Origin of the sequence: Micromonospora sp. NBC_00421 (assembly GCF_036017915.1) — a bacterium.
Taxonomy (GTDB): Bacteria; Actinomycetota; Actinomycetes; order Mycobacteriales; family Micromonosporaceae; genus Micromonospora.
Window position 1 is genome coordinate 286397 of the sequence record NZ_CP107929.1, and the last position, 11788, is coordinate 298184.

11 protein-coding genes are annotated in these 11788 nt (G+C 72.9%); 5 read left to right on the plus strand and 6 right to left on the minus strand.

Annotation, left to right across the window (positions count from 1 at the left end):
• Positions 1 to 249: 249 nt before the first annotated feature.
• From OHQ87_RS01275 to OHQ87_RS01285, 3 genes are all read right to left on the minus strand, one after another.
• Positions 250 to 738, minus strand: coding sequence for a roadblock/LC7 domain-containing protein (locus OHQ87_RS01275; RefSeq protein WP_328344136.1), 489 nt, complete (start codon positions 736 to 738; stop codon positions 250 to 252).
• Positions 735 to 1106, minus strand: coding sequence for a hypothetical protein (locus OHQ87_RS01280; RefSeq protein WP_067306011.1), 372 nt, complete (start codon positions 1104 to 1106; stop codon positions 735 to 737). Before OHQ87_RS01280 ends, OHQ87_RS01275 begins: the two co-directional genes overlap by 4 nt.
• Positions 1107 to 1414: 308 nt before the next feature.
• Positions 1415 to 2635, minus strand: a complete 1221-nt coding sequence (locus OHQ87_RS01285) for a M48 family metalloprotease (RefSeq protein ID WP_328344139.1) — start codon at positions 2633 to 2635, stop codon at positions 1415 to 1417.
• Between the two features lie 341 nt (positions 2636 to 2976).
• On the opposite strand from OHQ87_RS01285, the gene OHQ87_RS01290 reads away from it, so the two are divergent.
• The 4 genes from OHQ87_RS01290 to npdG all read left to right on the plus strand — a co-directional run bounded on the left by OHQ87_RS01290 (position 2977) and on the right by npdG (position 6529).
• Positions 2977 to 3180, plus strand: coding sequence for a hypothetical protein (locus OHQ87_RS01290; RefSeq protein ID WP_088644869.1), 204 nt, complete (start codon positions 2977 to 2979; stop codon positions 3178 to 3180).
• An 82-nt stretch (positions 3181 to 3262) separates the two neighbouring features.
• Positions 3263 to 4198: a histone gene (locus tag OHQ87_RS01295; RefSeq protein ID WP_328344142.1), complete on the plus strand. Its 936-nt coding sequence runs from the start codon at positions 3263 to 3265 to the stop codon at positions 4196 to 4198.
• Positions 4199 to 4263: 65 nt separating this feature from the next.
• Positions 4264 to 5697 (plus strand): RNB domain-containing ribonuclease, encoded by a 1434-nt coding sequence (locus OHQ87_RS01300; protein WP_328344144.1) that lies wholly within the window; start codon positions 4264 to 4266, stop codon positions 5695 to 5697.
• Positions 5698 to 5830: 133 nt separating this feature from the next.
• Positions 5831 to 6529, plus strand: a complete 699-nt coding sequence (gene npdG, locus OHQ87_RS01305) for an NADPH-dependent F420 reductase (protein ID WP_328344146.1) — start codon at positions 5831 to 5833, stop codon at positions 6527 to 6529.
• 37 nt (positions 6530 to 6566) lie between these two features.
• Here the strand turns inward: npdG and OHQ87_RS01310 are convergent, their stop codons facing one another.
• From OHQ87_RS01310 to OHQ87_RS01320, 3 genes are all read right to left on the minus strand, one after another.
• Positions 6567 to 7073 carry a hypothetical protein gene (locus OHQ87_RS01310; protein WP_328344148.1) on the minus strand — a complete coding sequence of 169 codons (507 nt, stop codon included), beginning with the start codon at positions 7071 to 7073 and terminating at the stop codon, positions 6567 to 6569.
• Between the two features lie 174 nt (positions 7074 to 7247).
• Positions 7248 to 8093, minus strand: a complete 846-nt coding sequence (gene panB, locus OHQ87_RS01315; RefSeq protein ID WP_328344150.1) for a 3-methyl-2-oxobutanoate hydroxymethyltransferase — start codon at positions 8091 to 8093, stop codon at positions 7248 to 7250.
• Between the two features lie 162 nt (positions 8094 to 8255).
• The gene (locus OHQ87_RS01320; protein WP_328344152.1) at positions 8256 to 10016 is read right to left on the minus strand and encodes an NAD+ synthase; all 1761 of its coding nucleotides are present in this window, start codon (positions 10014 to 10016) and stop codon (positions 8256 to 8258) included.
• A gap of 247 nt (positions 10017 to 10263) precedes the next feature.
• On the opposite strand from OHQ87_RS01320, the gene glnA reads away from it, so the two are divergent.
• Positions 10264 to 11613, plus strand: a complete 1350-nt coding sequence (gene glnA / locus OHQ87_RS01325; RefSeq protein WP_208568774.1) for a type I glutamate--ammonia ligase — start codon at positions 10264 to 10266, stop codon at positions 11611 to 11613.
• Positions 11614 to 11788: the final 175 nt, after the last annotated feature.

Genomic DNA, 11788 nt, shown 5'->3' on the forward strand with positions numbered 1-11788 from the left:
TCGCGGTCAATTATCGTTGCTGCGTCGAGCGCCCCGGCCCATCTGTGATAACTATTTCCCGGCAGTGATGACTATTTCGGGAAAGCCAGATCCGGGATATCTGGTCGGGTGGTGCGGTGGAGTGTGGACAGCGGCCGGGATTCGCCCGTTCAAGAAGGTCTCCGACCTGGGTGGGCAGGTGCGGCCGGCTACCCCCGGCCCGGGCGGCCGGGGGCACGGCGTGCTCCGCCGTCGCCCCCGCCGTCCGGATCAGGCCTTCATCGGTACGCGGGTCAGCAGCGCCGCGAGGCGGCCGGCCACTCCCGGAGCGTGCAGGTGTAGCCGGGCGACGTTGACGGCGTCCGTGCCGACCACGGCGAGCAGGGCCTGCTCGCTGACCGCGTAGACGCTCAGGTAACCGCCCTGGTTGCGTACCGTGGACTGTTGGAAGTCTCCCTGGCCGAGCCGCATCCCGACCTGCCGGCCGAGGCCGAAGGTGGTCGCGGCGAGCGCGGCCAGGTCGTTCGGGTCCACCTCGTTCTGCAGATTGTGCGTGATGAGCAGACCGTCGACGCCGCCCAGCACGCAGCCGTGCACCCCCGGGATCTGGTGCCGCAGTTCCGCCAGCTCGCGACCGATCGCCGGATACGGCAACGAGCGGTCCCCGGCGAGCGACGGCGGGAGCGGCCGGGCGGCCGGCAGCTTGGTGGCGCGCGCGGAGCGGCGGGGCAGGATCGTCTCGGTCTTGTCTGCGCTCACAGTTCCAGGCTCTCCTCGATGGTGCGCAGCTGGTGCCGGGCCATGGCCAGGTTGGCCCGGCTCTTGCTCACCATCAGATAGAGGAACAGGCCCTTGCCGGTGCGGCCGGTCAGCGGACGGATCAGGTGGTACTGGCTGCCGAGTGTGATCAGGATGTCCTCGATCTCATCCTCGATCTTGAGCATTTCCAGGGTGCGCATCTTGGCGCGGACGACGTCGGTGTTGCCGGCGGCGGCGACGGTCAGATCGATCTCGCCGGTGCCACCGGCCACGCCGAGGGTCATTCCGCTGCTGTAGTCGACGAGCGCCACCCCGATCGCTCCGTCGATACTCATCGCGTTCTTCAGGGCGACGTCCAGGCTAGCCACGGTGGTGTTCTCCCGGTTCGACAGGGCGGCGCCGTCGACACCTTCGTCGTCCCGCCCAGCTGACGGGCGGGGGCAGCGCCGCAAGAGGTCTGACGAGGCTCGCACACACCCTCGCCCGGTCGCATCCGGGGCAGGCGCATCGACCTGTCCGGCCGACCAGGGTCGGCCGGCGGTCCCGTCAAGAGGACCATGCCGAAGGATGGTTCATCTCGGGGCGAGCTGATACCAAGTACCTGCTCCGGACGGTAGGGGCGGAAGTCCCTCATTCCCGCGCCAGTAGCCGTACCCCGGACAGCGCGGACGAGGGCTCAGCCGGACCAGGCGACGATCCGGGCCACCCGGTCGAAGTGCCGGGTCAACTCCGCGTCGAGGCGCTCCATCCGGCTCTCGTCCAGCGTCACCGCCGGCTCGTGGGTGGCGCGGGCGGCGAGCATCCGGTGGCGCAGCCCGGCCGGCGGGTGCGAGGCGAACAGCGACGCCTGTTCCCGGACCGACAACTGGCGGACCAGTGGCATGCGCCCGGCCGCCGCCGTCCTGGCCTGCGCCACCCCGGACCGCCACTGTCGTGGCCCCTGCCCGGCCCGGGACGCCTGCCGCACCACCAGGGCCACCGAGTCCCCACTGAGTAGGACGTCGAGCAGGTCGCGCGCACCGGTGCTGCCCGCCGTCCGGGCGGCTAACTCGTCGGCGAGGTACTCGGCCCGCTGACTGTCCCGCAACGCCGTCCAGACCAGCAGCAGGTGGACGCCGAAGAGCAGCCGGGACAGTACCCACGAGACCGCCCGGCCCAACGCCTCGCCGACCATCTCCAGCAACCCGCCGGCCCGGTCGGCGGGAGACGGCCGGAACAGGTCGGCGGCGTCGCCGAGCATCGTCAGTGCGGGCTGGGTGACCAGCAGCCGGCGTACGTCGCCGTTGACGAAGTGCGCCAACTCGTGGCCGATCAGCGCAACGCGCTGCGCCCCGTCGAGGGCGCCCCACAGCGGCAGCCCGAGACAGAGCACCCGCTGCCGCCGCAGCCCCACCGACGTCGAGTACGCGTTGAAGCTGTCGTCCACCCCGATCACCTGCGGCACGGGCGCTCCGACCGCCGCCGCCACCTCCGCGACCAGCGCGTGCAACTCCGGCGCGTGCGAGCGGTCGAGCACCTCCAGATCGGTGCCGAGCCGCCCGAACCGGGGCCGCAGCACCACCGCCAGCACGACCAGCACCGCCCCGGGGAACACAGCGAGATTCGGGAAAGGGTACGCGAAGAGCAGCCAGCAGCCGAGCCCGGCCAGCGCCAGCACCCCGACCGTCAACAGCAGTGAGGCGGTCGCCGTCACCACTCCCGCCGTTCCCGGTCCGGCCGATTCCAACGGGCGGCCGACGAGGTCGGCGTACTGCCGACGGTTCAGCCGGGCGGCGATCCGGTGGGTGCGTCGGTCGACCCATCCCCAGCCGAACTCGGGTGCCCGACACCCCGGGTCGTAGGCGTCCAGGTTCCACTCGCAGTCCGGGCACCAGGGCATCGCCGCACGTATCGACACCGTCGTCGTCGCGCAGCGCGGACACGTCCCCGGCTCGATCACGACGTTCGATTCTGCCAGGGGCTGTCGAAGTCGTACCACCGGCTTCTCGGCTCGCCCGATCCCGCCCACCGCCGACCATTCCGGGGTGGCGTCGCGGTCGGCGGGCCCGCCCCCACGGCCGCTCCCGGACACGGCCGACGCGGGTGCCGCCGGGACCTGATGGGACAGCCTCCGGGCAGGTCGGGACCGGTTTGACGATTCCGTCTCCGGGGCGTCCGAGCACGTCTACTGTGGAAGGGGTCGCGACCAATTGCGGCGATCCGGTGGCGGTCGGGCTGCGCCCGGTGCACAGTGATCTCATGAACGACAGCGGAAGTGGTGGGCACTACTACTGGTGCACCCGACACCACCGGGTCGAGACCGATGCCGACGTGTGCCCTGCCAAGCACGTTCTCGGACCGTATCCATCGGCTGCCGACGCGGAGAACGCCCTGCAAAAGGTGCAGGAGCGTAACGAGGCGTGGGAGGCCGAAGACGCCCGCTGGGCCGGGGAGGGCAACTGAACGGCGCGGGACGGCCCGCGTCGAGGACTCCGTGCCTCCGTGCGGAGGCACGCGGGAGCATGTCCCCAAGGAGGGAACCGAGATGGCCGAAGCAACAAAGGCCACCACCCGCCCGGCCGCGACGAAGACCGCCGCGGCGGAGCGGACCGCAGGCGCGACCCGGAGCACTGCGGCCCGCCGCTCCATCACGACCACGGCTGCGGCCCGTAAGGCGACGGCAGGCCGGGCGACGGCGAGCGCGGCGGGTGCCGGCTCGGGCCGGACGCCGGTCGCCGGTATGGCCACGGCCAGGAAGACGGCGGCCGGCAGGACCGGCGCGGCGAAGAAGGCGACGGCGGCCAAGAGCACCGCCAAGAAGGCTCCCGCGTCGAAGTCGACGGCGAAGAAGGCCCCGGCGGCCAGGAGCACCGCGTCGAAGTCGACCGCGCGGAAGGCCCCGGCGAAGAAGGCCGCCGGCAAGACCACCGCCGCCGCCCGGAAGACCGCCGGGGCGGCGAAGAAGACCACGGCCACCGCCCGGACCACAGCGGCCAAGAAGACCACCGCGGCGAAGCGGACGACAGCGGCAGCGGCGAAGAAGACCACCGCGACCGCCCGCACCGCGGCGAAGAAGACCACGGCCGTGAAGAAGACGGCGCCCGCGAAGACCACGGCGGCCCGGAAGACGGCGCCCGCGAAGACCACGGCGGCCCGGAAGACGACGCCCGCGAAGACGACGGCGGCCCGGAAGACCACGACGGCGAAGAAGACGACGCCCGCGAAGAAGACCGCCGCCGCGAAGAAGGCACCGGCCAGGAAGTCGACCGCTAAGACGGCTCCCGCGTCGAAGTCGACGGCGAAGAAGGCCCCAGCCCGAAAGACGAGCGCGACGACCGCCCGCAAGGCGGCGACGAAGGCGACAGCAAGGAAGACGCCCGCCAAGAAGGTCACCGCCCGCAAGGCCCCCGGACGTACGGCGGCAGCGCGGGCCACCGCGCCGGCCGGTGCCCGGTCACGCGCCCGGAAGGCCACCGGCTGACCGTACGGAGACCGTCGCCCGCCTGCCGGAGGGCGGATCACGCGGCACGCTGCCAGGATTGACCCGTGGTCATCCGACGTGTGCTCGCGCCCCGCATCGACTTCGGCGCGCTGCGCCGTGAGCTGGGACTGCCTGACGGCTTCCCGGCCGCGGCGCAGCGCGAGGCGGACGAGGCGGCCGCCGCCCCGCCGCCCGCCGTGGCCGACCGTACCGACGTCCCCTTCGTCACGGTCGACCCGGCCACCTCCCGCGACCTGGACCAGGCGATGCACCTCGGCCGCCGGCCCGGCGGCGGCTACCGGGTGCGGTACGCGATCGCCGACGTCGCCACCCACGTCCGCCCCGGTGGTCCACTGGAGGAGGAGACCTGGCGGCGCGGGCAGACCGTCTACCTGCCCGACGGCAACGTGCCGTTGCATCCGCCCACCCTCAGCGAGGGGGCCGCCAGCCTGCTGCCCGACGTCGACCGGGCGGCGGTGCTCTGGACCATCGACCTCGACGCCGACGGGGCCACCGTCGCCGTCGGGCTGGAGCGCGCCCTGGTCCGCAGCCGCGCCAAGCTGGACTACCCGGGGGTGCAGGTGGCCGCCGACGCCGGCCGGCTCCCCGAACCGATCGCGCTGCTGCCCGAGATCGGTGCCCTGCTCACCGCCCGTGGCCTGCGTCGGGGTGCGGTCAACCTGCCGCTGCCCGAGCAGGACGTCGAGCCCGACGGGGACGGCTGGCGGCTGGTGCTGCGCGGTCCGGGCCCGATGGAGGACCACAACGCCCAGATCTCCCTGCTCACCGGGATGGCCGCGGCGGACATCATGCTCGCCGGCCGGATCGGGCTGCTGCGGACCATGCCGGCGCCGAAGCCGGAGGCGGTGGACCGGCTGCGCGCGGCGGCGGCCCCGCTGGGCGTGCACTGGCCGGACGGGGTACGGGTGGGCGAGGTGCTGGCCGGGTTGGACGCCTCGCAACCCCGGGCCGCCGCCTTCGTCGACCAGGCGGCCGAGCTGATGCGTGGTGCGGCGTACACGGCGTTCGACGGCGAGCTGCCCGAGCAGCCGCAGCACGGCGGGGTCGCCGCCGCGTACGCCCACGTCACCGCCCCGCTGCGTCGGCTCGCCGACCGGTACGCCACGGAGGTCTGCCTGGCCCTGCACGAGGGTCGCCCGGTGCCGGAGTGGGCCCGGACGGCGCTGCCCCGGCTGCCGGAGGTGATGGCCTCGACCGACCGGACGGCGGGCACGGCCACCCGGGGTGCGATCGAGTTGGCCGAGGCGGTGCTGCTGGAACACCGGGTGGGGGAGACGTTCTCGGCGGCGGTGCTGGACACCGACGCGCCCCTGAACGGCCAGTCGAAGCCCGGCCGGGTCCCCGGCGGGACGGTGGCGCTTGACGATCCGCCGGTGCGGGCCCGCTGCACCGGGGAGCTGCCGCTGGGCGAGCGGGTCACCGTACGCCTGGTCACCGCCGACCCGGTCGACCGCAAGGTCCTCTTCGCCCGCGCCTGAACTCCCCGGCCCGCGTCCTCGTCCCCGGCGGTCGGGACCGTCCCCGGCGGCCGGTCGACGAGGCCGCCGGGCAGCCGAGAGGAGAGCGCCGGGGGCACCGCGCCGCGCCCGGCCGGTTTGCGAGGATGGCGGTATGGCATACGACGCGAGCACCCTCCCCGACGTGTCCGGGCTGACCGTCGGCATCATCGGTGGCACCGGCGACCAGGGGCGGGGGCTGGCCTACCGGTTCGCCCGGGCCGGTCAGCAGGTGCTGATCGGGTCCCGTGCCGCCGAGCGGGCCGCCGAGGTGGCGGCGGAGATCGCCGCGCTGCCCCGGATGCCCGCCGGGGTCGACGTGACCGGCGCGGACAACGACGAGGTGGCCCGCCGCAGCGACGTGGTGGTGATCGCGGTGCCGTGGGACGGGCACGCGGCCACCGTCACCGCGCTGGCCGGGCCGCTGGCCGGCAAGATCGTCGTCGACTGCGTCAACCCGCTCGGCTTCGACAAGCAGGGCCCGTACGCCCTGCCGGTCGCCGAGGGCAGCGCCGTGCAGCAGGCGGCGGCCCTGCTGCCGGATTCCCGGGTGTGCGCGGCGTTCAACCACGTCAGCGCGCCGCTGCTGGCCGACCCGGAGGTCGACCGGATCGACCTCGACGTGCTGATCTGCACCGAGGATCGGGAACTGGTCGACGTCGTCGGCGCGCTTGCCGCCCGGATCCCCGGCATGCGCGGCATCTATGCCGGCCGGCTGCGCAACGCCCACCAGATCGAGGCGTTCACCGCCAACCTGATCGCCATCAACAAGCGCTACAAGGCGCACGCCGGCATCCGGGTCACCGACCTCTGACCGCCACCCGTTCCCGGCGGCCGTGGTGGACGTCCCGTCAGAAGTTGATGTCGACCCCGACCTTCTTGCAGGCGGCGTTCGCCATCGCGCTGGTCTTCTGGAACTCGGGACGGCCGGCGGCGGCTGCCATGTCCGGGGCGGTCGCCACCCGGCCGGCGGCAGCGCCGAACGCGGCCAGCGCGGTGGCGGCCTCGCTGGCGGGGGTGCCGGCCGTGGCCTTCGCCAGGCCCGTCGCCATCTCGGAGTAGGCCTTCTTCAGGGCCGGGGCCGGGTCGCCACCCGACGTCGCGGCCTTCACCACGTCGGCCTTCGTCTCGTCGGCGATCTTCTTCGCCGTCGTGCAGAGCTTCTTGTCGGCGGCCGGGTCGGCGGCAGCGGCCGGGCCGGTGGTCGCCGGGCCGGTGGTGGCGGGGTCGGTGGTGGCCGGGGAGGCGGACGGCGCAGTGCTGGCGGACGCCGACGGCGCGGCCGTCGTCGACGGTTCCGCCGTGCTGCACGCCGCGAGGGCCAGCACGGAGACACAGGTCAGGGCGACAGTTGACAAGCGAACATGATCCACGAGCGAACCCTAGCGGCTTTCGCCGATCCCCGGTCAACCCGTTTCGGCCTGCCAACCCGGACACCTGTCCGCCGGGCCCGGGTGCGGCAGTTCCGACAGCGGTCCGGTGGGCGGTGGCGGCTCCTCCGGGGAGGAGGCACCGCCACCGCGCCACCCGACTCAGAACGTGTGCTCGGTGGCGGGGAAGTCGCCGCCGCGTACCTCGTCGGCGAACCGGCGGGTCGCCTCGGTCAGCGCCCCGGCCAGGTCGGCGTAGCGCTTGACGAACCGGGGGGCCTTTCCGGTGCGCAGCCCTGCCATGTCCTGCCAGACCAGCACCTGGGCGTCGGTGTCCGGGCCCGCGCCGATGCCGACGGTGGGGATCGTCAGTTCGGCGGTGACCCGCTTGGCCACCTCGCCCGGCACCATCTCCAGCACCACCGCGAACGCCCCCGCCCCGGCCACCGCCCGCGCGTCGGCGAGCACCTCGTCGGCGGTGTCGCCGCGCCCCTGCACCCGGTAGCCGCCCAGGGTGTGCTCGCTCTGCGGGGTGAACCCGATGTGCGCCATCACCGGGATGCCCGCACCGGTGATCGCCGCGATCTGGTCGGCGCAGCGCCGGCCGCCCTCCAGCTTCACCGCGTGGCAGCCGCCCTCCTTCATGAACCGCACCGCCGTGCGCAGCGCCTGGGTCGGCCCCTCCTCGTACGAGCCGAACGGCAGGTCGCCGACGACCAGGGTGTGCCGGGTCGCCCGGACCACGGCGCGGACCAGCGGCAACAACTCGTCGACTGTCACCGGCAGGGTGGTCTCGTAACCGAACACGTTGTTCGCCGCCGAGTCGCCGACCAGCAGCGCCGGGATCCCCGCCTGGTCGAAGATCGCGGCGGTGTACTGGTCGTACGAGGTGAGCATCGCCCACCGGTCGCCGCGCTCCTTGGCGGCGATCAGGTCACGGGTGCGGACCCGGCGGGTGGCCGGCCCGCCGTACAGGGCGGTCACCTCGGTCGGGGTGGACTCCACCATGGCTGTCTCCTTTCCTCGAGGCCGCTGTCGCGGTCCCCGGGCTCCGTCGCGATCGTCGCACCACACGACCTGTCGACGGCAGGGAACAGTGCAGGATGTCACTCCGTCGGGACGGCACCCGGCCGCCCCGGAGGTCGGGCGCCGCCCCGACGGGTCGGGTGCTCAGCCGTCCTCGCGCCACCGGTTGGTGATCGGCAGGCGGCGGTCCCGGCCGAACGCCTTCATCGAGATCTTGGTGCCGGGCGCGGACTGCCGACGCTTGTACTCGGCGGTGTCCACCAGCCGCAGCACCTTGTCGACCACCGCCGGGTCGTGACCGGACTCCACCAGACCGGCCCGGCCCAGGTCACCGTCGACGTAGCCGATCAGGATCGGGTCCAGCACGTCGTAGTCGGGCAGGTTGTCGCTGTCGAGCTGGCCGGGGCTCAACTCGGCCGACGGGGGCTTGCCGATGGAGTTCTCCGGGATCGGCGGGGTCTCACCCCGCCGGGCCGCATCGGCGTTGCGCCACTTCGCCAGCCGCCAGACCAGCGTCTTCCAGACGTCCTTGACCGGGTTGAAGCCGCCGACCGAGTCGCCGTAGAGGGTCGAGTAGCCGACCGCCAGCTCGCTCTTGTTGCCGGTGGTGAGGACCAGATGGCCCTCCTGGTTGGACAGTGCCATCAGGATCACCCCGCGGACCCGGGCCTGGAGGTTCTCCACCGCCACCCCGGACAGCGAGATGTTCGCCAGGAAGGTGTCCACCATCGGCTGGATCGGCTCGACCCGGTAGTCCAGGCCGGTCCGCTTGGCGAGGTCCTCGGCGTCGGCCCGGGAGTGCTCCGAGGAGTGCTGGCTGGGCAGCGAGACGCCGACCACCCGCTGCGGCCCGAGCGCGTCGACCGCCAGCACGGCCACCACCGCCGAGTCGATCCCGCCGGACAGGCCCAGCACCACCGAGGGGAACCGGTTCTTGTCGACGTAGTCGCGCAGGCCCAGCACCAGCGCGTGCCACACCTCGGCCTCGTCGGCGACCGGCGCCAGCAGACCGCCGTCGGCCGCCGGCCCGGTCGGTGCCGCCGGAATCCCCTCGACGGTACGACGTACCACCCGCATCCCGTCGGCGAGGTCCTCGGTGTCGGCGGCGTGCGGGCCCGCCCCGGCCAGCTCCACGTCGTGCACCAGCAGGTGCTCGACGAACTGCGGCGCGCGGGTGAGCAGGTCCCCGTCGGCCGTGACGATCATCGAGTCGCCCTCGAAGACCAGCTCGTCCTGGCCGCCGACCATGTTGACGTACGCGATCGGGGCACCGGCCTCGACGGCCCGGCGGCGCACCAGCGGCAACCGGACGTCGTCCTTGTTCAACTCGTACGGCGAGCCGTTGATGTTGACCACCAGGCCGACACCCGCCTGCCGGGCCACCGCGAACGGGCCGCCGGCCTGCCACAGGTCCTCGCAGATGGTAAGCGCCACGTCCACCCCGCCGACCCGGACCACGGTCAGGGTGTCCCCGGGCACGAAGTAGCGGTCCTCGTCGAAGACGCCGTAGTTGGGCAGGTGGTGCTTGAAGTAGTGGGCCACCACCTCGCCCCGGTGCAGCAGCGCGGCGGCGTTGCGGGCCCCCCGACCCGGCCGGGCGTCCCCGCTGACCTGGGGCGGACCGTCGGCGTCCAGGTAGCCGACCACGGCCGGCAGGTCGCCGAGGCCGTCGGCGGCCAGGTCGGCGGCGAGCCGGCGCAGCGCGGCCTGCGAGGCGGCGACGAAGGAACGGCGGAAGACCAGGTCCTCGACCGGGTAGCCGGTGAGCACCATCTCCGGGAACGCGACGAGCTGGGCACCGGCGTCGGCGGCCCGACGGGTCCAGGCGCGGATCAGCTCGGCGTTGCCGGCCGTGTCGCCGACGGTCGGGTTGACCTGGCACAGGGCCAGACGCAGGGTGGGCATGCCCTCATCTTGCCCCAGCGGCTGCCGGTCAATCAGGCCGCTCCGACGAGACGACGGCCACCCTTTTCCGGTCCCCGGCCGGCCGGGTGCGGGTGGCGGGGCCGTCCGCTGATCCGTCGGTCGGGACACCGCAGGACGAGCGGCAGCAGGTCGCGTAACGTCTGCTTAACCAGGCCGGGGAAGACTGGGCGGTCAGGACGGATCGGCCGCCCGGTGCCGGACGTACGTCGCGCGAGGGGTTGGGGAAGTGGACCGTCAGCAGGAGTTCGTCCTCCGTACGCTGGAAGAGCGGGACATCCGTTTCGTCCGGCTGTGGTTCACCGACGTGCTGGGCACGCTCAAGAGCGTCTCGGTCGCTCCGGCGGAGCTGGAGGCCGCCTTCGAGGAGGGCATCGGGTTCGACGGCTCGGCCATCGAGGGCTTCGCCCGGGTCTTCGAGTCCGACATGGTCGCCATGCCGGACCCGACCACCTTCCAGGTCTTCCCGTTCGAGGGTGGAGTCAGCGGCGAGAGTGCCCGGATGTTCTGCGACATCCTGCTGCCCGACGGCGGCCCGTCCTGGGCCGACCCGCGGCACGTGCTGCGCCGGATGCTGTCCAAGGCGGCCGAGAAGGGCTTCACCTTCTACACCCACCCCGAGATCGAGTTCTTCCTGCTGGAGAACGGCCCGCAGGACGGCTCGGTGCCGACCGCCGTGGACACCGGCGGTTACTTCGAGCACACCACGCACGCGGTGGCGCGGGACTTCCGCCGCCAGGCCGTGCTGGCGCTGGAGCGGATCGGCATCTCGGTCGAGTTCAGCCACCACGAGGTCGCCCCCGGCCAGCAGGAGATCGACCTGCGGTACGCCGACGCGCTGACCACCGCCGACAACATCATGACCTTCCGGCACGTGGTCAAGGAGGTGGCGCTCTCCACGGGGGTGCAGGCCAGCTTCATGCCGAAGCCCTTCACCGACCAGCCGGGCAGCGGCATGCACACCCACCTGTCGCTGTTCGAGGGGGAGCGCAACGCGTTCCACGACTCCGGCGACCCGATGAAGCTGTCGAAGGTGGCCAAGTCGTTCATCGCCGGTCTGCTGATGCACGCCCGGGAATACACCGCGGTCACCAACCAGTGGGTCAACTCGTACAAGCGGCTGTTCCCGCAGGCGTTGCCGGACCGGATCACCGAGAGCCCGGCGTACGTCTGCTGGGGGCACCTGAACCGGTCCGCGCTGGTCCGCGTCCCCGCGTACGGCAAGCCGAACTCGGCCCGGGTGGAGGTCCGCTCGCTGGACTCGGCGACCAACCCCTACCTGGCGTTCGCGGTGATGCTCGGCGCCGGCCTGAAGGGCATCGAGGAGGGCTACGAGCTGCCGCCCGGCGCGGAGGACGACGTCTGGTCGCTGACCAGCGCCGAGCGCCGCGCGATGGGCTACGAGGCGCTGCCGGAGAACCTGTCCGAGGCGATCGACGTGATGGCCGGCTCGGAACTGGTCGCCGAGGTGCTCGGCGAGCACGTCTTCGACTTCTTCCTGCGCAACAAGCGGGCCGAGTGGGAGCAGTACCGCCGCGAGGTCACCCCGTACGAGCGGCAGCGTTACCTGTCGCTGTAACCCGCCGCACCCGCCGCCCCGGGGCCGGGGCCGTTCGGACCCGGGGCCCCGGCGGCTCGGATCCGGCGAGGCCGGGCCGTCGGGGCCCCGGATCTGCCGATGGTCCGGGCTCCGGCCTGGCCGGGGGGTATCGGGGGTGGCGCGGTGCCGCTATCGTCTCGATCACCGTGCCGGC

Excerpts from the sequence above, each read along its gene's own strand:
- OHQ87_RS01290 (WP_088644869.1), top strand. The coding sequence starts at position 2,977 with ATGAACGACAGCGGAAGTGGTGGGCACTACTACTGGTGCACCCGACAC.
- OHQ87_RS01295 (WP_328344142.1), top strand. The coding sequence starts at position 3,263 with ATGGCCGAAGCAACAAAGGCCACCACCCGCCCGGCCGCGACGAAGACC.
- npdG (WP_328344146.1), top strand. The coding sequence starts at position 5,831 with ATGGCATACGACGCGAGCACCCTCCCCGACGTGTCCGGGCTGACCGTC.
- panB (WP_328344150.1), bottom strand. The coding sequence starts at position 8,093 with ATGGTGGAGTCCACCCCGACCGAGGTGACCGCCCTGTACGGCGGGCCG.
- OHQ87_RS01320 (WP_328344152.1), bottom strand. The coding sequence starts at position 10,016 with ATGCCCACCCTGCGTCTGGCCCTGTGCCAGGTCAACCCGACCGTCGGC.